Below are 22,146 nucleotides of genomic sequence, written 5' to 3' on the forward strand. Positions count from 1 at the left end.
GCCCCTTAGGGCGTTTTTGCCTCCAACGCCGCCCAGGTGGCAGGCCCAACAACGCCATCCACACCCAAGCCATTGTCGCGCTGAAAATTCATCACCGCGCGTTTGGTAGCGGGACCAAAATCGCCATCAATCAAAACGCCATGGCCCGCGCGCCGCAGCAACAGCTGCAATTCACGCACTGCTTCTCCCAAAGCGCCCGTGCGCAACACCAGCTCATCTGGTTCCGCCACCACCCCAGACCCGCCGAACGCCGCATAGGCGCGGGCCATCTTAGTGTCATATTTGTTTACCTTGTAGCCCGGCCCATTGTACTGGCGCGCAAACGCCGCCCAGTTGAGCGCCTGCAGCTCATCCACCAGCCCAGCGCGGCGAATAAAATTGGCCATGACCTGCACCTGCCCCGCCGCGCCAGACACCGCATCGGCCACCAACGCATGAACATCTTGATAGCCAATCCACTCTGCATTGGCCCCCATCACCTGCCCCAGTCCCCAGGAGCAGCTGCGCAAGGCGGCCACCTCATGCAACTTCTTGGCCCGCGCCAGCAGATTGTAGCGCACCTGTTGTGAACTGGAATTTTTCACGCCACCCACCACAGTTGACGCAAGCCCAGCCCGAACCGCTTTCTTGCGCAGGGCCACAGGCAGCTCGCGATGAAAGTAATGCCCTTCCCAACGGATCAATGGCATGTCTTTACCATCCACCGTGGCAAACACCCGCCCGCCACTTTCAACCTGCGCCACCGCCAACAAGGCCGCAGGCTCCACAGTCAATTCTTCAGCAATCTTGGAAATTTCTTCAACAACATCGGGCGCAAACATCCGCCACACTCCTCACCTGACACAAAACTGCGGTTATGACACCCTGTGTCACATGAAGCTGTCAATGCAGTTGCACCTTACCTTTGTGCGCCCCATATCTTGGTCATGATCAAATTCATGCCCATACTTCTCGCCCTGATCATGGGGATCGTGTCTTTCAAATTCTCCGCCTGGCGCACCACCAAGGAGCTGAAAGCCCGCTCAACAGAGCTTGCAGATCCCCGCCTCATGCCGCTGATCAAAGATATGGCCAAAGCCCTCGATTTGCCGCGCATCCGGGTACACATCTACGAAATCGAGCCGGTGAATGGCCTCGCCGCACCAGATGGCAAAATCTATCTCACCCGCGGCTTTTATGAACGTTACCGTCAGGGCGCGGTCAGCGCCGAAGAAATGGCCAGTGTGATCGCCCATGAACTCGGTCATGTGGCCCTCGGCCACTCGCGCCGTCGTATGATCGATTTTTCCGGCCAGAATGCGCTGCGCACGGCGCTGGCCATGGTGCTCAACCGCTTTTTACCGGGTCTAGGTGCGGTGATCTCCGGCGCGGCCCTGTCGCTGCTGATGGCGCGCCTGTCTCGCTCTGATGAGTTTGAAGCCGATGCCTATGCCGCCGCCCTGCTGGTAAAATCCGGTATCGGCACCGCCCCACAAAAATCCCTGTTTGAAAAACTCAGCCACCTCACAGGCGCCCATGGGGCCAGCACACCCGCTTGGCTGCTCAGTCACCCCAAAACAGAAGAGCGTATCAAAGCGATTGAAAAGCTGGAAACCGACTGGGGCCTCACGCAAGCTTGAGCACGCTTCTCATTCGTCAAATATCCCGGGGGAGTCATATCCCTGATATGACGGGGGCAGCGCCCCCATGGCTGCTTAACGGCTCACCGCTTTGGCCAGCTTGGGCAGGCGTGCCTTTTTGAGCAGCGCACGCATCTCCCAGGTCTCGCCACTCAGCCGATCCGCCTCCTGCCGCACCGCCTCACACGCCTGTGCCACGCCTTCGGGATCTTCTTCCCAGCACTTGCGCAACAGCTCATCCGGCCCGAGGCGCGCCACGCCTTCTTCCGCCAGAATTTGGCGCGGGAAATCCTTCACATTCATCGTGACAATGGCGTCAGCCGATCCCGAAATCGCTGCGGCCAGAACATGAGTGTCATTTTCATCCGGCAGGTAGAGACGGTTCTGCAAACCTTGCGGCCACGTCACCTCTGCCTTGGGCCAATCAGCGCGGATCAGCGCAATTTCGCTGCGCGCCTGCGCCTCTCCTGTGGGGCCGATCTTGCGCGCCGCTCGTGCCCATTCTTCCAGAATGCGCGCCGACCATTGCGGTTGAAACGCTCCGGTCTTGGCCACCCCAAGCAGCACCTCACGCATCACTGTAGGATAAAGTACGCAGGCGTCGAGCAAGAGCCGTTTCAAAGCGCGCGCCTCACAGGCGGAAAATCAGCGATTTGAGATAGCCGCTTTCCGCCAGTTGCGGCATCAGCGGGTGATCTGGTCCTGCAAAGCCGGTGTGCAGAAGCTGCGCCTGACGCCCTGCCCGGCCAATCCCGCGCAGGCTTGCGCCCCGGAAACGCGCCACATCAGCGGCATGGGAGCAGGAACAGAGGCCCAGATAACCTCCTTCCGCCACCAACGGTGCGGCCAGTCGCGCCACACGTTCATAAGCCCGCAGGCCCTTTTCCAGCGCAGGCTTGGACGGCGCAAAAGCTGGCGGATCACAGATCACCACATCAAATTGCGCGCCTTCTTCCGCCAAAGCGGTCAGCACGTCAAACGCGTCACCCTTGCGGGTGGAGAAACGATCTGCCACGCCAGCAGCTGCGGCGCCAGCCTGCGCCAAATCCAGCGCTGCGGCAGAGCCATCCACTGCGAGGGCTTCAGATGCGCCGCCAGCAAGCGCGGCGAGCGAGAAGCCCCCGACATGGGAAAACACATCGAGAACCTTCGCATCTTTGCACAGCCCGGCAACAAAGCCGTGGTTGGGGCGCTGGTCATAAAACAAACCCGTCTTCTGCCCACCGGTCAGATCCGCCATATAGGTCGCACCGTTCATCACCACAGGGACAGGCGCATCCGGGGCTGTGCCCAGCATCACGGCGCTGTGCTCTTCCAGCCCTTCCAAGCTGCGCGCGCGGCCAGAGCCATTCATCAGGATCGTGCTGACACCGGTAACTTTGGCCAGGGCCGCAACCATCATTTCAAGCCGCGCATCCGCCCAGGCCGCATTTGGCTGGATCACAGCGGTGTCGCCAAAGCGGTCCACCACCACGCCGGGCAGCCCGTCCGCCTCCGCATGGATCAAACGGTAGTAAGGCGTTGCGTAGAGCCGCTCCCGCATCGCCAGCGCATAGGCAAATTTGGCCTCAAACCAAGCCTGATTCACCACGGTTGTGACATCGCGCGTGAGCATCCGGCAGAAGATCTTGCTCTGGCTGTTGGTCGCCACCAACCCGATGGGCGCGCGGTTGTCGTCTTCCAGAATGGCCAATGTGCCCGGCGTCAACGCTTTGGTGCGCCGGTCAGTCACAAGCTCATTGTCATAGACCCAGGGAAAGCCATGGCGGATCGCACGTGCATTGGCTTTGGGCTTAAGGCGGACAACCGGCAGATCACCGGCGGCGGAAACGGAAGAGGACGGCATAGACATGCCGCCCTCCTACTGTGTTCTTTGGGATGTGAAAAGCCCTCTCAGGCTCAGTTCAGCACTGCCGTGGTCAGAGCACTTGCCTCTGTCCCGATTGGCGCAAGCGGCTGAACCGTCTTGCTGGCGCCCCGGCTTGGTCCAACAAACCCTTGCGCTTTGGTCAGCTCTTCCCGCACCACATAGGCAAGGTGGTGGGTGATCCGGTACTTCTGGGTTAGGCCACGGGCCTCAGCTGCCAGTGCTTTTTGCCCCCCATACCCGGTGAGGCTAGCCTTGATTGGCTTGGGCCCGCGCAGCACGGCCCCGCTTTGCGCATCCACAATTGTCATCGTGAATTCAATCGCGTGCACACCGCCCACGCTGTACCGTGTCTTCTCGGTCAGCGCGTGAAAGCGGCTCACTTCAATCTGCACATGAACCGGACGCGCACCCACAAGCGGCCCGCCACCAAGACGCACCCCCTCTTCAAACATCGCTTTGACCTGTTCATAGCGATCGCCGTAGGCATCCCCGCGCCACACGATATCTCCACCGGGATAGTAGGTGTTGGCCTCAGATACCCGCAGGCTGCGCGGCACTGTGACTTCAAATCCAGCCATCTGATACGACGGCGCCGGGGCTGCAATCTCGGTAGAGGCCACATCAAAAGGCGCGTTCCGGCTGGCAGTATCCACAGAGGCACAGGCACTCACGCCAAGGCCCAAAACCATTGCTGCAACAACACGCATAAGTGACATGATCGACTCCTTCGGCGGATTTCGCCTTTTATTTCTGTCAATCAATATGCCCCCCAATTTGGGCGCGATTGCGGCGTGGTTCGGACCTTTTCAGGGGAATTGAGTCAAACCGACAACCCCCTAAAATCAATGCGGATTGTCAGTCTCGCGGACGACTCCGCCACCCGCCCCGACGCCGTGGCGCGGTCATTTGAACCTGACCGTCCCGCAGCACCTCGCTCATTGGGTGGTCAGGAAAGTCCGCGCCATAATGCGCAAGCAAAGCGTCAATAGCCGCTTGCGTATCACTCTCCTGTGGCAAAGAAAGCGCCCAATCAAGAAAGATCGAGCGACATTCCGGCAACGCAATGCCGTCAATCTGATAGCTTTCCCGGATCAGCCCCTTGGGGTCAAACTGCGAAAGATCCATGTCACGCCTCCCTTTTGGCGATCAGGTTTGTCTGTGCCAGCGCCGCGTCGATGCTTGTTGCTGCCACATCACACGCGATGTGCATCTGTGTTTGCAGCGCCTCTATGTCTGCAGCCCCCGTCTCACGCAATAGAAATGCGCGTCCACCTTCGCCAATTTGTTGCGGATCAATGGTCTGACCCGACAGCAATTTGGACGCAAGCTGCACCTGCCAACAAAGCCGATAAGTGGCCGCCAGCTCTGTCACATTGTCGGCGTTCAGCCACCCAATTGCGACTCCCGCCTGCAAACCCTGCGTGACCGCACGGCGTGGGCTCCCCGCGAGCAAGGCCGCCGTCTGGCTTAACAGCTCGATGTCCTGCAGTCGTCCAGCACCGATCTTGGCATCCCAAGCCCCATCTGGCGCCTTCGCAGCGGCGATCCGGGCGCGCATCTCCTCCACATCCGCCGCGACCTTGTCTGGTGTCTTGGGCTGCGTCAAAAGCGCCTGCCGGAAGGCTTCCACCTCCGCCATCAACTCTGGCGCTCCAGTCACAGGCCGCGCCCGGGTGAGCGCCAGATGTTCCCAGGTCCAGGCTTCGGTCTGCTGATAGTTCTTAAAGGACGCCAGCGAGGTCGCCACCGGCCCCTGTGTGCCAGAGGGCCGCAAGCGCATGTCCACTTCATAGAGCCGCCCCTGCGCCATCGGCGCACTCAACGCGGTCACAAACGCCTGCGTCAGGCGCGCATAATAGGGCCGTGTCGCCAATGGGCGTCGCCCTTCTGATCCCTCAACCCCATCCGCATCATAAATCACGATCAGATCCAGATCGGAGGTCGCATTCAGCCGGCGCGCACCGAGCGAGCCCATCCCAAGCACCATCGCCCCACGGCCCGGCATCGGCCCATGCTTGGCGGCAAATTGATCGGCAACCGGCTGCCACAAGGCGCCCAGCACAGCATCAGCCAGATCGGCATACTGCTGCCCTGCTTCCTCGGCCCCCATGAGCCCGCGCAGGTGATGCACCCCAATTCGGAACTGCCATTCCTTGGCCCAACGCCGGGTGCTGTCCAGCTGCGCCTCATAGTCGCTTTCCTGCGCCAGCCGTTCAGAAAGTTCCGCCGTCAGCGCTGCCTGTCCCGGCCATGGCGCAAAGAAGCCACCGCCGATCACCGCATCAAACACCCCGGAATTGCGCGACAGATGCTGCGCCAGCGCAGGAGCCGTGCCCACAATATCAATCAACAGGTCGATCAGTTGCGGATTGGCCTCAAACAGCGAAAACAGCTGCACCCCCGCGGGCAACCCGCGCAGGAACCCATCCATCGCCAACACCGCCTCATCCGGGCGCGGGGTCTGCGCCAGACGGCGCAAAATCTCAGGACGCAGCCGCTTCCAGATTTCAGTGGCCCGCGCACTACGCAGGGCGGGATAGGTCTGCCAGCGCCCAAGAACAGCCGGATCAAACGCATGTTCCACCGCCTCAGAGGCCGCCGCATCCGGCGCAAAGAACCCCTCGGTCATATCATGGACTTCAGTCAGCCGCGCACGCAGCTCCTGTTGTAGATCATCAATGTCGCGCCCCATCAGACCGGCAATCCGGCCCCAGCCTTCGGCCCCCTGTGGCAAGCGGTGAGTCTGCGCATCGGCCACCATCTGCACCCTGTGCTCCACCTCGCGATGAAAGCGATAGTGGTCGCTCAGCGCCTCTGCCACCTCATCAGGCACCCAGCCTTTGGAGGCCAGCTTGCGCAAACCCGGCACCGTATGACGGTCACGCAAGTAAGGATCGCGCCCGCCTGCAATCAACTGCCGTGTCTGCGTGAAAAATTCGATCTCCCGGATGCCGCCCCGGCCAAGCTTCATGTCGTGGCCGTCCAGTGAAATCTCACCGCCCAGCCCCTTGTGCTCGCGAATGCGCAAGCGCATGTCGTGGGCGTCCTGAATGGCGGCAAAATCCAGATGCCGCCGCCAGACAAAGGGCGTGAGCGTCTTCAGAAACCGCGCCCCGGCCTCCAGATCCCCTGCCGAAGGCCGCGCCTTGATATAGGCCGCCCGCTCCCAGGTGCGCCCCAGACTTTCATAATAGCGCTCCGCTGTTTCCATCGCGATACACACCGGGGTCACCGCCGGATCGGGCCGCAGCCTCAGATCGGTGCGAAACACATACCCCTCGCCGGTGATGTCATTCAGCATCGCCGCCATCTTGCGGGTCGCTCGAATGAAACTGGCACGCGCATCGTGATAATCATCCGGGTCAAACCGCGTTTCATCAAACAGACAGATCAGGTCAATATCAGAGCTGTAGTTCAGCTCATGTGCCCCCATTTTCCCCATTGCCAGCGTGACCATGCCCCCGGCTGTCGGGATATCATCTTCTGTGGCACCGGGCAGCTTGCCCCGCCGGATCTCTGCCCCGATGGTGGCCTCCAGCGCCAGCTGGCTCGCCAAATCGGCAAAATCGGTCAGCGTTCCGGTGACTTTTTCAAGCGACCACGCCCCAGACAGATCCGCCAGAGCGGTCAGCAGTGCGACCTTGCGCTTGGCCGCACGCAACACTGTGGCGCGCTGATCGGGCGCGCTCTCTTTCAGCGCAGCAAAAAGCTGCGCCAGCGCGGCATCTGCATCCAGCAGCGCTTCTGGCAACCAATCTGCCTCTTTGTGGATCAGCCCTTTCAGGTAAGGGCTAGAACCTGCGGTGCCCGTGATCAGCTTGGCCAGATCGCCGGACAGCCCCGGTACGGCGGCGCAGGCCTCCGCCCCAAGATCAGCATCATAAGCATGTGGCAGGCGGGTGATTTGGGATGCAAAAGTCATGGGGGGACTTTGAAACCCACAAGCCGCGAAGGTCAATGCGGCGTGATGGCAAAAGGGGCGACCCCCTGCCACAGCTGCGATGCGGCTACCCCGAGATGTTTGATGAATGACAGACGCTTAGGGATCTGGGACATCCGTAAGCGGGGTGTCTTGGCTGAAACTGTTACGCCACTCGCCATCCGTCGCGCGCTGCCAAAGTGAACTGATCAACATGGCCTCCCAGTCGGTGCTGCCAACCCGCAGATAATCCGCCCGGTACACCAGCAAGCCTCCATCTGCCGAGACCGCTCGAAACGTCATCTCAGACAGCCGAAAATCCGCAATCGTCGGGCCTTCAGCCAGCTGTCCCACGTGGTCGGCCTTGCTGCCGAACCCACTGGGGTACACCCCAAGAAAGTCCCCCGTCAAAAGAGCTGCATCAGCCGCTGAATCACCCTTGAGCAGTGCGGTCCACACGCGCCCCTCCAGAGCAGCAACCTTAGCTTTCAAATCGTTTTCTATTTTCATGGCCCTTCCGTGCCCTATGCTGCCTTCGAGATCAACCCAAACAGGATTCATGAGAGATGAGCAAAAGCCTCAAACGTGTACGCGCCGCGCTCGAAGCGGCCGGTGCCGCTGTCGATATCCGCGAAACCGATGGCGCACGTACCGCAGAAGTGGCGGCAAAGGCCGTCAGTTGCCATGTGGATCAAATCGCAAAATCCATCATCTTTCAGGCGCAGGACAGCGAGACTGTGGTGCTCTTTCTAACGGCCGGTGGCAGGCAGGTTGATCTGGCAGCCGCCTCCGCGCTGGCGGGTCTGGCGTTGCAACGCGCGGATGCGACAGTGGTGCGCAATCAAACCGGCTTTGCAATTGGCGGGGTCAGCCCGGTGGGCCACCTCTCCTCCATCCGTGTGTTTATGGATGAACACCTGATGGCATTTGAACAGATCTGGGCCGCAGCAGGCACACCGCATCACGTTTTTTGCATCAAACCGCATGAGTTGCGCGCTCTGACCCGCGCTGAGATTGGCGCTTTCAGCCTGTAGCTTTGTTTTTAAGTTCAGATAGTATTATTCAAAAACAATATCTTATCGCTAAAATGTAAAAACTATTCACATTCTGACTTGCAATCAAAGCCTACAGTGCCAATCTAGGTAATGTGAAAGGGATTTACATACCCAATCACAGCGTAGCTAGAAACACCAACTTCGGAGACCCCAATGACCCCTGCCGCAACCGCACATACCGCCGACACCCGCCACCTTGGCTGGTTTGGCAGAAGCGAGGCTTGGCTTGACAGCAAAGGCAAAGGTGCCTGGATCGCCGCCATGGTGCTTGGTTTTGTGTTCTTCTGGCCCGTCGGTCTGGCCCTTCTGTTTTACATGATCTGGAGCAAGGATATGTTCAAAAAATCTCACCGCAGCCGCAGCTGTTCGCGTCGGATGCATGTCATGACCCCAACCGGCAACAGCGCCTTTGACGCCTATCGCGACGAAACACTGCGCCGTCTGGAAGACGAACAGAAGAGCTTTGAAGAATTCCTGCAGCGTCTGCGCGATGCCAAGGACAAAGCCGAATTTGACCAATTCATGGACGAACGCGCCACCAAAGCGGCCGACGCGCCCAAAGAAACCGAAGACGCGTAAGCCCCCAGAACTTGCTAAGATGTGGCGCGGAAGCCCCCTTCCGCGCTGCTTTGCTTTGACAAAACACACATCACACTCACCCCGGAGGGAGGGCCATGAGCCACCACGACACGCACCACCGCAGCTACACTTTGCCTGATCCAGACACACAGGCTGAGTTCTATCAGGATGTGACGTTCAAGCGGCTTTTGGCCTGGTTTATCGACACCGCCGTGATCTTTGTGATCTGTGTGCTGGTGCTGCCCTTTACGGCCTTCACCGGCATCCTGTTCTTTGGCGCGCTGTTGTTTGTGTTTGGCTTTGCCTATCGCGTGGTGACCATCACCACCGGCTCCGCCACCTGGGGCATGCGCCTGATGTCGCTTCAGATGCGCCAATCAAACGGCGCCCGCTTCGATCTTGGCGCGGCCTTCCTGCACACATTGGGCTTCACCATCTCTGTGGCCTTCCCGATCCTGCAGATCATCTCGATTGTGCTGATGCTCACCACCGATCGCAAACAGGGCCTGACCGATCTTGTCATGGGCTCTGTCCTAATCAACCGCGCCGCGCGGTACTGAACGCCGCACCACGTCACGAACGAAAAACGGGGGCCAGATGGCCCCCGTTTCTGTGTCTTGGGTTGGTCGCATCAGCCGCCGAGCAGATCCGGCAGGATCGTCACGATGGAGGGGAAGTACCACAGGATCGCCAGACCAACGACCTGTATGAGCACAAAGGGGATGATGCCCTTATAGATGTGCCCGGTCGTGACCTCCTTGGGCGCAACCCCTCTGAGATAGAACAGCGCAAAGCCAAAGGGCGGCGTCAGGAACGAGGTCTGCAGGTTCACCGCGATCATGATGGTCACCCACTTGGGATCAAAGGTGCCGCCGTAGATGACCGGGCCGACAATTGGGATCACGATGTAAATGATCTCCAGGAAGTCGAGCACAAAGCCCATCACAAACAGCACCAGCATCACGATCAAGAAGACTTTGAACTCATTGTCAAAGGACTGCAGGAACTGCTGGATGTAGTGTTCCCCACCAAAGCTGATCACGACCAGATTGAGCAGCTGAGAGCCGATCAGAATGGTGAAGACCATGGAGGTCACTTTCGCCGTTTCGCGCACAATCGGTGTCAGGACCTTGCCACGGAACAGCACCCAGCAACCGTAAAGCAGACCGAACATCGCAAAGAGGTAAGCCCCTTTGGCCACGAAGAAGGCGATGTAGTTCTCGACCTCAACTTCAGCCTGATTCACACGCAGATCAAAGTTCACACCAACGAGGATCATGATGATCACCGCAAATGTGGCCCAGATGATGATCGCGCCAGAGCGTTCCTGATCCTGCAGCTTGCGATAAGCCGCCAGCATGATCGCGCCACCTGCGCCCAGCGCCGCTGCGGGCGTCGGGTTGGTGATGCCGCCAAGGATCGAGCCCAGCACCGCAATGATCAGCACGAGCGGTGGGAACACCACGCGCAGCAGATCGTTTTTACCAAGCAGCCCGGCCGCATAGCGCACACCATAAAGCGTCATCGCCAATGGGATCGCCATATAGATCAGCGTCCAGCCCGGTGTGGTGACCGGCGAGATCAGGACAATATCCACCAGCAACGCCAGCGCCACACCTGCACCGCCAACAATCAGCGGTGTGCGGTCCGCACTTGGCGAAACCCCACGCGCAGTGGTGATCACCAGTGCCAGCAGCAGGAAGCCAATCGCAATGCCAGAGCCGATAGGCGCTGCCGCCGCGATCTTCGCGGCACGTGCATCAGCGCGTTCCTCATCGGTCAGCGCGCGGGCTTCTGCCACACCGCCGGCCTCATCAATCGCCGTCTGCTCAGCCACAGCGGTATCCCACGCCAGCTGCCCATGCAGATCAATCATAGAGGCCCGGCACTCCTCGCTCACATTGGTGCGCAAGCTTGCGGTTTTGCCCGCATCAGAGAAGCTGTCCACAGTGACGTTCTGGCTGCCGATGAAGTTCACCTGACCCAGCAGGATCACACCCGCAATCAGCCCCGCAGGCACCGCGAGGAACCATGTCAGGCTTTCACCACGGGTGACCGCTTCCCCACCAGAGGCGCCAAGCTCAACAGCTGGGGCTTCTTTTGGGTTAAACAGCGCATAACCAAAGGCATAAAGACCATAAAGCACCGCCAGCATGATGCCGGGGATCAGCGCCGCCTGGAACAATGTGCCGACAGAAACAACCGCTGGTTCGCCAAGGAAGGTCAACGCATCAGAACAGCCCGCCACCTGCGCACGGTTTTCCTGTGCCGCAGAGTAGAGATCGCCCGCCAGCGTGCCGAGCAGAACGATCACGATGGACGGCGGAATGATCTGACCCAGCGTCCCAGACGCCGCAATCACACCTGTTGCCAGCTTTGGGTTATAGCCGTGCTTCAGCATGGTTGGCAGCGACAAGAGGCCCATGGTCACAACCGTTGCGCCCACAATACCGGTGGAGGCCGCAAGGAAAGCGCCCACAACCACAACCGACACAGCCAGACCGCCGGGCAGCGGGCCAAAGACGCGCGCCATGGTGGTCAGCAGATCGTTTGCGATCTTGGAGCGTTCCAGCGTGATGCCCATCAGAACAAACATCACAACCGCCAGCAGCGTTTCAATCGACTGACCGGCAAGCACACGCTCGTTCATCCGGTTCACAATAAAGCTGATGTTGCGGTCCATCGCCTGTTCCCAACCGCCCGCAAACACCGGCTCTGCATACCGTGGCAGATCCGGGTATCGGAAGATCGAGATTGTATCCGCCTTGACCCCCTGTGCGATCAAATCGGCATACATCGCCGAACTGGTGTCAATCGCTTGGTGAATAAGGATCCCGGCACTGTCGAGCGCCGCAATGATCCCGAAAGAGATCACCCCTGCCCCACCAATGGCAAAAGCCACCGGAAAGCCTGAGAGAATGCCTCCAAAGAGGCAGAGGAAGACGATAATCAGGCCGACTTCGACCCCATCAAGTCCAAATAGCATAAGTTCTGCCCCTTAGATCAGTGTGTGCCTTCATAGGCTTCTTCACCTTCACCCAGCGAATCTCGGTCAAGGTATTTGCCTGCACTTGCTGCGCCTTCTTTGAATTCAAGGAAGGAGCGATAGAAGAAGGCGATGGCTTGCAAAAAGACCATGCCAGCGAAAAGCACCAGCAGCACTTTGAACAAGAAGTAGGCGTTAAACCCGTTTGGCGAAAAGCCGATGGTTTCCACGTTCCACTTCAAAATGCGCGCTTTTTTCTCCAGCAGAGACAGCTTATCAGAGGCCGAAACCTTCGGTGTCACAAGGTGACGCCACATGAAGTACCAGCCGTACATCCACGTCAGCACAGCCGCAGGCATCATAAAGATCAGCGAGCCCAGCATATCGACCACGCGTTTCGCACGATGGCTGATGGTGGAGTAGATCAAGTCAACCCGAACATGGCCGCCCTGCACAAAAGTGTAGGTCGCACACAGGCAGACGATCATCGCATTATATAGCTTCAGTTCTTCGGCCCACCAGCTTACATCCGCTGTCAGCCAATCCACTTTCCAGATCAGCGAAATCTCTGCCACGGTGAAAATCCGCTGCATGAAAACGATGACGATCTGCTGAAGCACCATCAACAGGCCTGCCCACGCAAAGAAACGGCCCACCGTGTTGGCAAAGCCTTCCAGAACGCGCACGCAGCCCCACATGAAAGAGTTGCGCCAGATCCCGACCGCCGTTGCGATCAGAAACAGCGTAAACACCACAAAGAAAAACTCGACCGAGCCACCATAGTAAACAAACCGCATCAACGCTTGCTTGTCCTCGGTGGTCTCAAGGCCGCCTATCCAGCTCAGCCAGCTGTTTGGATGTGTCACCGCATAAGCGGCATTCACAAAAGCTTGGCCAATGTTGGAAAACAACCAGACCAGACCGTCCAGCATGTCCCCTCATCCCCTTTTTGTTCGTACAGACGGCACCGCCAGACCGTCGGGCATTTTTAGCAAAAGACCCCTCGGAAAGCTTCCCGAGGGGTCTATGGCTTTAGCGATCGGTGGGCTTAGCCCAAGATGCGGTCACGCTGGGAGCGGTACACACCTTCAGATTTCACAAGCCAGCCGGAAGACGCACGCATGCTGTCTTCAACCGAGTTGCGGATCTTGGCGAACAGCTCATCATCCATGTAGCTGTCCAGAGTTTCTTTAGACGCGGCACCCATCGCATCCCAAACAGTGTCAGGGAACTCAAGGGTTTTCACGCCACCCGCCTGCAGACGCTGAAGCGCTGCACCGTTGTTGTTGAGGAACTGAGCGAGGTTCCACTGGTGCGCTGCGGCGGCTGCGGTTTCGATGATCTTCTGGTGCGCAGGAGACAGGCTGTCAAAGACTTCGCGGTTGGTCGCCAGTGACAGACCCGCACCTGGCTCGTGGAAGCCTGCGGTGTAGTAGAACTTGGTGATTTCCTGGAAACCAGCTTTTTCATCTGCCCATGGGCCGATCCACTCGGTGCCGTCGATCGCGCCGGATGCGAGCGCCTGATACACTTCGGAACCTGGAAGGTTCTGAACAGAGGCACCCATTTTGCCCAGCGCCTGGCCACCCAGACCTGGCATGCGGAACTTGAGACCTTGGAAGTCTTCTGGGCCGTTGATCTCTTTGGAGAACCAGCCACCTGCCTGCGCGCCGGTGTTGCCCGCGAGGAAGGATTTCAGACCAAAGATTTCGCCCAGCTCATCGTGCAGCGCGTGGCCTTCACCGTGGTAGTACCAGTTCACCAGTTCCTGCGCGGTCATGCCGAACGGAACAGCGGTGTAATAGGCGTAACCTGGGTGCTGGCTTACGAAGTAGTAGTCCGCCGCGTGGTACATGTCGGCCTGACCCGCGGTCACGGCGTCAAACACTTCAAACGCGCCAACCAGTTCGCCAGCCGCTTTGATTTCCACGGTCAGGTCACCGCCAGACATCGCAGTGATGGTGTCTGCTGCGTATTGTGCCGCATCAAACACGCCTGCCAGACCACGACCCCAAGAGGTCACCATGGTCAGAGTACGCTTGCCTTGTGCATATGCAGGTGCGGCCAGAGTGGTTGCCGCGGCTGCAGTGCCGCCCAGAGCAGAAGTTTTCAGAAAAGAACGACGATCCATGTAGGTTTTCCTCCCAGAAATTTGTTCGGCCCGGGCCTCCCTTCAGAGAGTCCGGGCGGATCGTTGAAGTAGGGCGAGCCTAGCGTTGCCCCTACGTAGAAGAAATACCCACTACCGCGTAGAAAGCGGGCAAATGGCAAAAAAACCCGACCAATTCAGGTATTAAGCCTCCGCTGCGCTTGTGATGGGGGCGCATGCGCCACGAATCTTCTCTTTGATTCGCCATGAAATTTCCGTAACGAATCAGATATGCGAAACCTCTTCTCCATCCTGCGCCTGTCTTACGGACAGAAGCTCTTCTTGCTCGCCACCCTCCCCTTGATCTTGGCGGTGGCCGCAATCTCAATGCTGGTGGCCAATCAATCGCGCCAACTGGCAGAGCGGGAAATACGCGCCTTGGAGGCACAGCTGATCGAAGCCAAAAAAGCGGAACTGAAAAACTACATTTCGATTGCCCGCACCGCTTTCATCAATATCTACGGGCGCGCCGCGCCGGATGACGAGGCCGCAAAGCTCGCGGTCACCCAAATTCTGTCCTCCATGCTCTATGGCCCGGATGGCTACTTTTTTGTGTTTGATTATGAGGGCAACAACCTCGTCAGCCCGCGCCAGACCTATCTGATCGGCAAAAACTGGCGTGGCATGACCGATCTCAACGGCACAGAAATCACCGATCCTCTGATCCAGATCGCGCGCTCTGGCGGTGGCTATCACAGCTTTGACTGGACCAAGCCCAGCACCAATGAAACCGCGCGCATGGTCACCTACTCCGTCGGCTTGCAGGATTGGCAATGGGTCGTCGGCACCGGCATCTTTATCGACGATGTGCTCGAAAGCGTCGCCGCCGCCCGCGCCGATGTGGAGGAACGGGTGCAACGCACCTCCGTCTATATCCTTGGCATCACCTTCGCCGCGCTGCTTCTGGTGTTTGCCTCAGGCTTTGTCATCACCGTACGTGAACGACGCCTTGCAGACACAAAACTCAAAGCGCTGACACAGCGGGTGTTTGACGCCCAAGAAGAAGAGCGCGGCCGCGTGGCCCGCGAACTGCATGACGGCATCTCCCAATTGCTTGTGGGCGTGCGCTATGCGCTCGACAGCGCCCGCAGGCGGGTGAACGCCGGAGACGAACGAGGTCTGCAATCGCTTGACAAAGGCATCGACCACCTGTCGAGCGCCATTCAGGAGGTGCGCCGCATTTCCCGCGATCTGCGCCCCGGTGTGCTGGATGATCTGGGGCTCGGCCCGGCGCTCAAGGTGCTGACCGATGAATATGCGGCGCGCACCGGCATTCACGTCGCCTTCAAGACCGTTGTGTTCCGCAACCGGCTCGATCAGGAATCCAAAATCGCGCTCTATCGCATCGCGCAGGAAGCGCTCACCAATATCGAACGCCACTCCGGCGCCACCGAAGTCACCATGGATCTGCGCGGCCACAAGCGCGGCGCAACGCTGCGCATCGCCGACAACGGCCATGGCCTGCCACAAGACAATGCACCAGCCGAACGCGTCGGTCTTGGATTGCGCAACATGCAGGAACGTGTCGAACAACTCGATGGCACCCTGCGCATATTCTCATCTCGCTCTGGCACGGTGATTGTGGCAGAAGTCCCGCTGAGCCACATTCTGACCCCGGAAACCGAAGGATCGGACAAAAGTAGAAAGGCGCGCGCATGACAGCCCCTGCGGACACCCCCACCATCAAAGTCATGATTGTGGACGATCATCCGATGGTCGCCGAAGGCATCGAAAGCATTCTGGAAAGCTATGATGACATCACGGTCGTCGGCACATTGTCCAACGGGCGCGAAGCGGTGGACCAAATGACAGCGCTTGCGCCCGACGTTGTGCTGATGGATCTCAACATGCCTGAGATTGGCGGGCTGACAGCCACCGAAATGCTGCTCGAGATGAATCCAGAGCTCCGCGTGCTGATCCTATCGATGCACGACAGCCCAGAGTATATCTCCACCGCCCTCAGCCATGGCGCCATGGGCTATGTGCTCAAAGACGTGCCCACCGAAGAAATAAAAACCGCCATCGACGCGGTGATGCAGGGGGAGCGGTATCTCTGCACCGGGGCCGCAGGATCACTCTCTCCCGGCGATCAAAACGACCGCGAGCCGCTGACCAGCCGCGAGCAAACCGTGCTGCTGCAACTTGCTCAGGGCAAGTCCAACAAACAGGTCGCCATTGATCTCGATATTTCTGTGCGCACCGTGGAAACCCACCGCAAAAACATCAAACGCAAGCTTGGCATTTCCTCCACCGCCGGCCTGACCCGCTACGCGATGGAACACGGTGTTCTGCAAGGCACTGGCGTGCGCCTCTGACGACAGCCGACCGGCCAAAACGCAGCCGTTCAGGCACCGATCAGCCCGCTATCGTCTCACCAAAAAACACCAGCGTGCAGTCCTCGTCTTTCACATGAAATTCGCGCTGACCGTAGTCCTGGTCAAAAGGCGCCCGCACGCGGGCTGCGGGCAGGCGATCCAGCTGAGGCCGCAAATGCGCATACAGCCCGTCGATCCCCGACACATCAACATAGAAAGATGTCTCGTAACCTGACAGATTCACACCAGCGTCCACTTCGATCAGCCGAATGGCCACCTCCCCTGCCTTCATGAAAGCATAATTGTCAGCCTGAAAGCCCAGTTCAAAGCCCAGCACATCCCGGTAGAAGCCGATTTGAGACGCCAAATCGCGACAAGGGACGAAGGGCGTGATCTGTTTCAACAGGAATTCATCCATGATTTTTCCTCAAATTTCACGAAGACCCACAGTTCGCGCAACAAATGCAAAGATTTTCATCCAAAAATGTGCTTTCCACATCTCATTCCCTGTTGACGCCGCTGTGCAGCACACATAAGGTCCGGTTCGAACACAATGGAACCCAACTTGAGGACGGACGCAATGCAACAGCTAGTCGTCATTCTAAGAAATTGGCGCATGGGCCGGTAACGGACACCATAATGGTACCCCATGCGCCCTCGCCAAAAGCGAGGGTTTTTTTGTGCGCAACGAATGTGAAATGACGTCGGTAACGGAGAGAGTGATGACACGTCAGATGACCGGAGCAAAAATGGTTGTTCAAGCCCTGAAGGATCAGGGTGTGGACACAGTCTTTGGCTATCCGGGGGGAGCCGTCCTACCGATTTACGATGAGATTTTTCAGCAAAATGACATCCGCCACATCCTCGTGCGTCACGAACAAGGCGCGGTGCATGCGGCAGAGGGCTATGCCCGCTCTACCGGCAAGGTGGGTGTGGCGCTGGTGACATCCGGCCCCGGCGCAACCAATGCCGTAACCGGCCTCACCGATGCTTTGCTGGATTCCATTCCAATCGTTGTGCTCACCGGACAGGTGCCAACCTTCATGATCGGCTCTGACGCCTTTCAGGAAGCAGACACCGTAGGCATCACCCGCCCCTGCACCAAACACAACTGGCTCGCGAAAGAGACCGAAACCCTCAGCGAAACCCTGCATCAGGCGTTTCACGTGGCGCGCTCTGGCCGCCCGGGTCCTGTGCTGATCGACATCCCCAAAGACGTACAGTTTGCCTCCGGCACCTACACCGCGCCGGAGAAGTCCGACACCACAATTTATGAGCCGCAGACCAAAGGCGACATCGCCGCAATCAACGAATTGGTTGAGGCAATGGAAAAGGCTGAGCGCCCGGTGTTTTACACCGGCGGCGGCGTGATCAACTCCGGCCCCAAAGCTTCTCAGCTGCTGCGCGAGCTGGTGGATGCCACCGGCATTCCGATCACCTCCACCCTGATGGGTCTGGGCGCCTATCCGGCGTCTGGGGAGAACTGGCTCGGCATGCTGGGCATGCACGGTCTTTATGAAGCCAACATGGCGATGCATGACTGCGATCTGATGATCAACATCGGCGCGCGGTTTGACGACCGCATCACCGGACTGATCTCGGCCTTCTCGCCGAACTCAATCAAGGCGCATATCGACATTGACCCCTCCTCGATCAACAAAGTGATCAAGGCGGACATCCCGATTGTCGGCGATGTGGAAAGCGTGCTCAGTGACATTCTGAAAGTCTGGAAAGCCCGTGGCCGCAATGTGAACCGCGAGGCGATTGCCAACTGGCAGAGCCAGATCAGCGACTGGCGCAAGGTCGAATGCCTGAAGTACACGCAGGAAGGCAAGGTCATCAAACCTCAATATGCGCTGGAGCGTCTTGAGGCCCTGACCAAAGAGCACGACCGCTACATCACCACAGAGGTGGGCCAGCACCAAATGTGGGCCGCGCAGTACCTCGGCTTTGAAGATCCAAACCGCTGGATGACCTCCGGTGGCCTCGGCACCATGGGCTATGGCACCCCAGCCTCCATCGGTGTGCAGGTGGCGCATCCCGAAAGCCTCGTGATCAACGTGGCGGGGGAAGCCAGCTGGCTGATGAACATGCAGGAAATGGGCACCGCGGTGCAGTTCCGCCTGCCGGTGAAACAGTTCATCCTGAACAACGAGCGCCTCGGCATGGTGCGTCAGTGGCAGGAGCTGCTGCACGGCGAACGCTACAGCCACAGCTGGTCTGAGGCGCTGCCTGATTTTGTGAAACTCGCCGAAGCCTTTGGCGCCAAAGGCATCATCTGCTCTGACCCGGATGATCTGGACGAAGCGATCATGGAAATGATCAACTACGATGGCCCGGTGATCTTCGACTGTCTGGTAGAAAAACACGAAAACTGCTTCCCGATGATCCCATCAGGCAAGCCACACAATGAAATGCTTCTGGGAGAAGCCAGCACGCAAGGCGCCATCGAAGCTGGCGGCGCCGTTCTAGTCTGATCGCGCAGGGTTAAGGAGAGAGAACAATGGCTGCTCTAAAAATCAAGAAAGGCTCAACGAGCCATTCCGCCTATAACCTACGTCCGAACTTCTCGGACACACAGGAAGCCCACACCCTCGCGGTATTGGTGGACAACGAACCGGGCGTGTTGGCGCGCGTGATTGGCTTGTTTTCCGGCCGTGGCTACAACATCGAAAGCCTCACCGTGGCTGAGGTGGACCACACCGGCAAGCTGTCCCGCATCACCGTTGTGACCACCGGCACACCGCAGGTGATCGAACAGATCAAGGCACAGCTCGGCCGCATTGTGCCGGTGCATGACGTACATGACCTGACTGTGGAAGGCCCTTCGGTCGAACGTGAACTGGCGCTCTTCAAAGTGGCGGGCACGGGCGACAAACGTGTGGAGGCCCTGCGTCTGGCCGATATCTTCCGCGCCAATGCCGTGGACAGCACGCTGGAGAGCTTTGTCTTTGAACTGACCGGCGCGCCTGAAAAAATCGACGCTTTCGCCGATCTCATGCGCCCCCTCGGCCTGATTGAGGTGGCGCGCACCGGCGTGGCGGCTCTGTCGCGCGGCTCCGAGTAAACAGCTTATGAAACAATGAAAAGGGAGGCCATGGGCCTCCCTTTTTTGGTTTAAGACAGGCCGCAGCGGGCCACGTCTTTTCTGTTTAGGGTCTTCCCCTCAACGCTGTCCCGTGCTGAGGGTTTCGAAACCAGACCACGTCTGACACAACCAAAACGCAGCCGTGCTATCCGTGCTCCAACCTCTCCAAGTCAGTTGCCGAAGCTTTTGCGCACCGTTCTGACGGAAAGCGTATGACATTGTCACTCTCCGCCTTCATCACAGGCTGAAAGGGCAGAGATTCGCCTCCAAGGGCCAACCGACTCGCCGTCTTCAGCATGTCGATCAAATCATCCGCATCCCTATGCGCGAATAGACGAATATTGGTTGCACGCCGCAGCTGCTCGCTGTGACAAATATCAAACACCAACAGATCGCCCACACGTGGTACAATTGGCATGTCCCGTCCACCAATTGTTGTGTTTTCGCTATCCTGCGCCCCGTCAAAAAATGCAAGATCTTTCTGATCTTCACACCAAATCAGGGCCTTACGGCGCTTTGGATCACTCCAAAGTACCAAACCGAGCATTACATACTCCCCAAAAGTCTAACTTACCCGTGCAATACCACACCTTTCTTTCGCCCTGGCGGGGGCTTGCGCAAACGCGGCCCCCCTTTAAAACTGCCTACTGGCGGACAGGGTCTTTGTTTCGCACCGTTCTGGCGCTTCTGACGCTAAAGAGCATCATCGCTCTATAGTTAGCGCCTGTCGTTGGGTAAAATCCAGCGAAAATTGAATATGTGTGGTTCTCGTATATGTATGATTTCTTCAACGATCAAAGAGCGCGCAGTGAAAACTTCAGAGTCTCAAAACCGTCTGGAACTTTCCCCGAAGGAGCTGCGTGAGACCTTCAGCCGAAATTTGCGCGAACTGACAAAGCCTTACCGGTCTATTTCCAGCCTTTGCCGCGATCTTGACATCAATCGAACCCAGTTTAATCGCTACTTGGCCGGAGAAAGCTTTCCGCGCCCGGAAATCATCGCCCAGATCTGCAGCTTCTTTGAAGTAGACGCCCGCATCTTGCTTGGCCCACTCGCCGCGAGCGCCGACAGCGGTCCCGGTCACACGCACCCCTTTCTTGATGGGTTTGTCGGCCCCAAACCCGGCTGCATCAGCGAAGAACGTTTCCCCCCCGGCTTCTATCGGTTTTCCCGACAAAGCTTTTTGCACACGGACTTGGTTATTCACGGGCTGGTTTATGTGTTCCGCAGTGACGGGTTCACGCTACTACGCGGTTACGCCAGCCGCAGCGCCATGCGCGAAGTGTCCTTGCCAACTGACAGCGCGCTGCGCGAATTTCGCGCCGTCATCACCCCGCAAGAAGACGACCTCTACTTTATGCAATCGCACCGCAACAACATTGCCAGCGTGTTCAACTACCTCACCCGCGTCAGCGACGCCCCGACCCAGCTCTGGGTTGGATTTGCGGCCCGCCCGGACCGCGAAGACGCCACCAAACGGCGCATCACGCGGCTTGTTTTTGAGCGTTTGACCGGCGGGCTCTCAGACGCCCGCGCTGTGGCCGCCATGACAGGCTATCAGCCTCTCAGCGACCTGCCCCAAAGCCATCAGGACAATCTGCGCGTCGACCAACCTTTTGTGTGACGGACAGAGAGGTGGCTTAGGATGCAGTGGGAAGACCTAAGCGGCCCGCCCCAACCACCATCAGTCTTGAGCTAAAGCGCCGCGCGCCTCCTCCTCTGCGCCGGCAGCCTTGATCTGTGCATAAAGATGCCAGCTTGCGTGCCCCAGCACGGGAAAGATCACAAACAGGCCCAGAAACCCCGGCACCATCGCCGCAAAGGTCAGCCCAGAAACCATGGCTGCCCAAATCAGCATCACCCCAAGGTGTGCCTGCACATATTGAAAGCTCGCAATCATCGCAGTGACAAAATCCAGCTCGCGGTCCAGCAGCAAAGGCAGAGCAAGCACCGTGATCATGTACAGCAGCATCGCAAACAGAAATCCAACCACAGAGCCAACCCCGAGCATCATCAGCCCGTTTGCGGTGGTATAGACCTCCAGAGAACTGGAAATATTCGTCATCACCGACAGCCCCAGAAACAGGGCAAAAATCATGTGCCCCAGAAAAAACCAGAACAAGAACACGATGATGACAACAGCACAGATCGACGGCAACTGCCGTTTGCTCTGGCGCAGCACCACACCTGCAATCAAGGGCCAGTCCATGCGCCAGCCCCGCTCAAGCCGCAAAGACACCTCATAGAGCCCTACAGCCGCAAAAGGCCCCAACAGGGGAAACCCAATCGCCGCAAACGTCAGCCAATAACTCTGCCCGCTCGCCAAGGTGAGCCAGACCATGGCCCAGCCTCCAAGAACATAGAACAGCGAAAAACCAAGTCCATAGACGGGCTTCTTCATGAAGTCTCGCAGCCCAAGCCGCAAGGCCTGTGCCAACATATCCACCCGCACGCGTCCCAGCGTGGGCACCCCATGCGCCCGCGCACCATCTGCCGCTCGCGCGGCTGAAAACCGGGTGTGATCCTGCGCATCTGCCTCGGCGATACGCGATGCTGCCTCTGTCTT

The 22,146-nt window shown here is 58.5% G+C and carries 22 protein-coding genes; 9 read left to right on the forward strand and 13 right to left on the reverse strand.

The window, feature by feature from the left end; translation table 11 throughout:
* Positions 1 to 5: 5 nt before the first annotated feature.
* Entirely contained in the window at positions 6 to 821 is an 816-nt protein-coding gene (locus tag PJL69_RS06030) for an N-acetylmuramidase domain-containing protein (protein ID WP_271308833.1), read from the reverse strand.
* Between the two features lie 105 nt (positions 822 to 926).
* On the opposite strand from PJL69_RS06030, the gene PJL69_RS06035 reads away from it, so the two are divergent.
* Positions 927 to 1,619, forward strand: a complete 693-nt coding sequence (locus PJL69_RS06035) for a M48 family metallopeptidase (RefSeq protein ID WP_271308993.1) — start codon at positions 927 to 929, stop codon at positions 1,617 to 1,619.
* A 75-nt stretch (positions 1,620 to 1,694) separates the two neighbouring features.
* On the opposite strand, the gene PJL69_RS06040 is transcribed toward PJL69_RS06035, so the two are convergent.
* The 6 genes from PJL69_RS06040 to PJL69_RS06065 form a co-directional block, all read right to left on the reverse strand.
* Complete coding sequence (locus tag PJL69_RS06040; protein ID WP_271308834.1) at positions 1,695 to 2,240, reverse strand: RSP_2648 family PIN domain-containing protein; 546 nt, start codon at positions 2,238 to 2,240, stop codon at positions 1,695 to 1,697.
* A gap of 10 nt (positions 2,241 to 2,250) precedes the next feature.
* On the reverse strand, positions 2,251 to 3,471 hold the full coding sequence (locus tag PJL69_RS06045) for an RSP_2647 family RNA methyltransferase (protein WP_271308835.1): 1,221 nt from the start codon (positions 3,469 to 3,471) through the stop codon (positions 2,251 to 2,253).
* Between the two features lie 47 nt (positions 3,472 to 3,518).
* Complete coding sequence (locus PJL69_RS06050; protein WP_271308836.1) at positions 3,519 to 4,205, reverse strand: DUF6778 family protein; 687 nt, start codon at positions 4,203 to 4,205, stop codon at positions 3,519 to 3,521.
* Between the two features lie 139 nt (positions 4,206 to 4,344).
* Positions 4,345 to 4,614, reverse strand: a complete 270-nt coding sequence (locus tag PJL69_RS06055; RefSeq protein ID WP_271308837.1) for a hypothetical protein — start codon at positions 4,612 to 4,614, stop codon at positions 4,345 to 4,347.
* 1 nt (position 4,615) lies between these two features.
* Complete coding sequence (locus tag PJL69_RS06060; RefSeq protein ID WP_271308838.1) at positions 4,616 to 7,411, reverse strand: glutamine-synthetase adenylyltransferase; 2,796 nt, start codon at positions 7,409 to 7,411, stop codon at positions 4,616 to 4,618.
* A gap of 117 nt (positions 7,412 to 7,528) precedes the next feature.
* Positions 7,529 to 7,918, reverse strand: a complete 390-nt coding sequence (locus PJL69_RS06065) for a nuclear transport factor 2 family protein (protein ID WP_271308839.1) — start codon at positions 7,916 to 7,918, stop codon at positions 7,529 to 7,531.
* 56 nt (positions 7,919 to 7,974) lie between these two features.
* Here PJL69_RS06065 and PJL69_RS06070 point away from each other — a divergent pair, with 56 nt between their 5' ends.
* The 3 genes from PJL69_RS06070 to PJL69_RS06080 all read left to right on the forward strand — a co-directional run bounded on the left by PJL69_RS06070 (position 7,975) and on the right by PJL69_RS06080 (position 9,602).
* Positions 7,975 to 8,442 carry a YbaK/EbsC family protein gene (locus tag PJL69_RS06070; RefSeq protein ID WP_271308840.1) on the forward strand — a complete coding sequence of 156 codons (468 nt, stop codon included), beginning with the start codon at positions 7,975 to 7,977 and terminating at the stop codon, positions 8,440 to 8,442.
* A gap of 174 nt (positions 8,443 to 8,616) precedes the next feature.
* Positions 8,617 to 9,042: a DUF2852 domain-containing protein gene (locus tag PJL69_RS06075; protein WP_209096509.1), complete on the forward strand. Its 426-nt coding sequence runs from the start codon at positions 8,617 to 8,619 to the stop codon at positions 9,040 to 9,042.
* Between the two features lie 95 nt (positions 9,043 to 9,137).
* Positions 9,138 to 9,602, forward strand: a complete 465-nt coding sequence (locus tag PJL69_RS06080; protein WP_271308841.1) for an RDD family protein — start codon at positions 9,138 to 9,140, stop codon at positions 9,600 to 9,602.
* A 71-nt stretch (positions 9,603 to 9,673) separates the two neighbouring features.
* Here PJL69_RS06080 and PJL69_RS06085 read toward each other — a convergent pair whose 3' ends face one another.
* The 3 genes from PJL69_RS06085 to PJL69_RS06095 form a co-directional block, all read right to left on the reverse strand.
* Positions 9,674 to 12,028: a TRAP transporter large permease gene (locus tag PJL69_RS06085; RefSeq protein WP_271308842.1), complete on the reverse strand. Its 2,355-nt coding sequence runs from the start codon at positions 12,026 to 12,028 to the stop codon at positions 9,674 to 9,676.
* 17 nt (positions 12,029 to 12,045) lie between these two features.
* A complete protein-coding gene (locus tag PJL69_RS06090) occupies positions 12,046 to 12,960 on the reverse strand; it encodes a TRAP transporter small permease subunit (protein WP_271308843.1) in 915 nt (304 codons plus the stop codon).
* A gap of 116 nt (positions 12,961 to 13,076) precedes the next feature.
* Positions 13,077 to 14,159: a TRAP transporter substrate-binding protein gene (locus PJL69_RS06095; protein WP_271308844.1), complete on the reverse strand. Its 1,083-nt coding sequence runs from the start codon at positions 14,157 to 14,159 to the stop codon at positions 13,077 to 13,079.
* A gap of 249 nt (positions 14,160 to 14,408) precedes the next feature.
* Here PJL69_RS06095 and PJL69_RS06100 point away from each other — a divergent pair, with 249 nt between their 5' ends.
* Both PJL69_RS06100 and PJL69_RS06105 read left to right on the forward strand, forming a co-directional pair.
* Positions 14,409 to 15,836 carry a cache domain-containing protein gene (locus tag PJL69_RS06100; RefSeq protein WP_271308845.1) on the forward strand — a complete coding sequence of 476 codons (1,428 nt, stop codon included), beginning with the start codon at positions 14,409 to 14,411 and terminating at the stop codon, positions 15,834 to 15,836.
* Positions 15,833 to 16,492, forward strand: coding sequence for a response regulator transcription factor (locus PJL69_RS06105; RefSeq protein ID WP_209096523.1), 660 nt, complete (start codon positions 15,833 to 15,835; stop codon positions 16,490 to 16,492). Before PJL69_RS06100 ends, PJL69_RS06105 begins: the two co-directional genes overlap by 4 nt.
* A 40-nt stretch (positions 16,493 to 16,532) precedes the next feature.
* Here PJL69_RS06105 and PJL69_RS06110 read toward each other — a convergent pair whose 3' ends face one another.
* Entirely contained in the window at positions 16,533 to 16,910 is a 378-nt protein-coding gene (locus tag PJL69_RS06110; RefSeq protein WP_271308846.1) for a bleomycin resistance protein, read from the reverse strand.
* Between the two features lie 304 nt (positions 16,911 to 17,214).
* Here PJL69_RS06110 and PJL69_RS06115 point away from each other — a divergent pair, with 304 nt between their 5' ends.
* Positions 17,215 to 18,969: an acetolactate synthase 3 large subunit gene (locus tag PJL69_RS06115; protein WP_271308847.1), complete on the forward strand. Its 1,755-nt coding sequence runs from the start codon at positions 17,215 to 17,217 to the stop codon at positions 18,967 to 18,969.
* Between the two features lie 26 nt (positions 18,970 to 18,995).
* Positions 18,996 to 19,559, forward strand: a complete 564-nt coding sequence (ilvN, locus tag PJL69_RS06120; RefSeq protein ID WP_209096534.1) for an acetolactate synthase small subunit — start codon at positions 18,996 to 18,998, stop codon at positions 19,557 to 19,559.
* 166 nt (positions 19,560 to 19,725) lie between these two features.
* Here the strand turns inward: ilvN and PJL69_RS06125 are convergent, their stop codons facing one another.
* Positions 19,726 to 20,127, reverse strand: coding sequence for a hypothetical protein (locus PJL69_RS06125; protein WP_271308848.1), 402 nt, complete (start codon positions 20,125 to 20,127; stop codon positions 19,726 to 19,728).
* 261 nt (positions 20,128 to 20,388) lie between these two features.
* Between PJL69_RS06125 and PJL69_RS06130 the strand changes: the two genes are divergently transcribed.
* Positions 20,389 to 21,204 (forward strand): helix-turn-helix domain-containing protein, encoded by an 816-nt coding sequence (locus tag PJL69_RS06130; RefSeq protein WP_271308849.1) that lies wholly within the window; start codon positions 20,389 to 20,391, stop codon positions 21,202 to 21,204.
* Between the two features lie 60 nt (positions 21,205 to 21,264).
* Here the strand turns inward: PJL69_RS06130 and PJL69_RS06135 are convergent, their stop codons facing one another.
* Positions 21,265 to 22,020 carry a DUF2189 domain-containing protein gene (locus PJL69_RS06135; RefSeq protein ID WP_271308994.1) on the reverse strand — a complete coding sequence of 252 codons (756 nt, stop codon included), beginning with the start codon at positions 22,018 to 22,020 and terminating at the stop codon, positions 21,265 to 21,267.
* Between the last annotated feature and the right edge of the window lie 126 nt (positions 22,021 to 22,146).

It is taken from the genome of Shimia sp. MMG029, assembly GCF_027947445.1.
Lineage (GTDB): Bacteria > Pseudomonadota > Alphaproteobacteria > Rhodobacterales > Rhodobacteraceae > Shimia.

What these genes read in the sequence shown, in the direction of transcription:
- PJL69_RS06110 (WP_271308846.1), bottom strand. Translation starts at nt 16,910, where the DNA reads ATGGATGAATTCCTGTTGAAACAGATCACGCCCTTCGTCCCTTGTCGC.
- PJL69_RS06035 (WP_271308993.1), top strand. Translation starts at nt 927, where the DNA reads ATGATCAAATTCATGCCCATACTTCTCGCCCTGATCATGGGGATCGTG.
- PJL69_RS06045 (WP_271308835.1), bottom strand. Translation starts at nt 3,471, where the DNA reads ATGTCTATGCCGTCCTCTTCCGTTTCCGCCGCCGGTGATCTGCCGGTT.
- PJL69_RS06060 (WP_271308838.1), bottom strand. Translation starts at nt 7,411, where the DNA reads ATGACTTTTGCATCCCAAATCACCCGCCTGCCACATGCTTATGATGCT.
- PJL69_RS06105 (WP_209096523.1), top strand. Translation starts at nt 15,833, where the DNA reads ATGACAGCCCCTGCGGACACCCCCACCATCAAAGTCATGATTGTGGAC.
- PJL69_RS06055 (WP_271308837.1), bottom strand. Translation starts at nt 4,614, where the DNA reads ATGGATCTTTCGCAGTTTGACCCCAAGGGGCTGATCCGGGAAAGCTAT.
- PJL69_RS06075 (WP_209096509.1), top strand. Translation starts at nt 8,617, where the DNA reads ATGACCCCTGCCGCAACCGCACATACCGCCGACACCCGCCACCTTGGC.
- PJL69_RS06115 (WP_271308847.1), top strand. Translation starts at nt 17,215, where the DNA reads ATGACACGTCAGATGACCGGAGCAAAAATGGTTGTTCAAGCCCTGAAG.
- PJL69_RS06090 (WP_271308843.1), bottom strand. Translation starts at nt 12,960, where the DNA reads ATGCTGGACGGTCTGGTCTGGTTGTTTTCCAACATTGGCCAAGCTTTT.
- PJL69_RS06030 (WP_271308833.1), bottom strand. Translation starts at nt 821, where the DNA reads ATGTTTGCGCCCGATGTTGTTGAAGAAATTTCCAAGATTGCTGAAGAA.
- PJL69_RS06080 (WP_271308841.1), top strand. Translation starts at nt 9,138, where the DNA reads ATGAGCCACCACGACACGCACCACCGCAGCTACACTTTGCCTGATCCA.
- PJL69_RS06070 (WP_271308840.1), top strand. Translation starts at nt 7,975, where the DNA reads ATGAGCAAAAGCCTCAAACGTGTACGCGCCGCGCTCGAAGCGGCCGGT.
- PJL69_RS06100 (WP_271308845.1), top strand. Translation starts at nt 14,409, where the DNA reads ATGCGAAACCTCTTCTCCATCCTGCGCCTGTCTTACGGACAGAAGCTC.
- PJL69_RS06095 (WP_271308844.1), bottom strand. Translation starts at nt 14,159, where the DNA reads ATGGATCGTCGTTCTTTTCTGAAAACTTCTGCTCTGGGCGGCACTGCA.
- PJL69_RS06085 (WP_271308842.1), bottom strand. Translation starts at nt 12,028, where the DNA reads ATGCTATTTGGACTTGATGGGGTCGAAGTCGGCCTGATTATCGTCTTC.
- ilvN (WP_209096534.1), top strand. Translation starts at nt 18,996, where the DNA reads ATGGCTGCTCTAAAAATCAAGAAAGGCTCAACGAGCCATTCCGCCTAT.
- PJL69_RS06125 (WP_271308848.1), bottom strand. Translation starts at nt 20,127, where the DNA reads ATGCTCGGTTTGGTACTTTGGAGTGATCCAAAGCGCCGTAAGGCCCTG.
- PJL69_RS06050 (WP_271308836.1), bottom strand. Translation starts at nt 4,205, where the DNA reads ATGTCACTTATGCGTGTTGTTGCAGCAATGGTTTTGGGCCTTGGCGTG.
- PJL69_RS06065 (WP_271308839.1), bottom strand. Translation starts at nt 7,918, where the DNA reads ATGAAAATAGAAAACGATTTGAAAGCTAAGGTTGCTGCTCTGGAGGGG.
- PJL69_RS06135 (WP_271308994.1), bottom strand. Translation starts at nt 22,020, where the DNA reads ATGTTGGCACAGGCCTTGCGGCTTGGGCTGCGAGACTTCATGAAGAAG.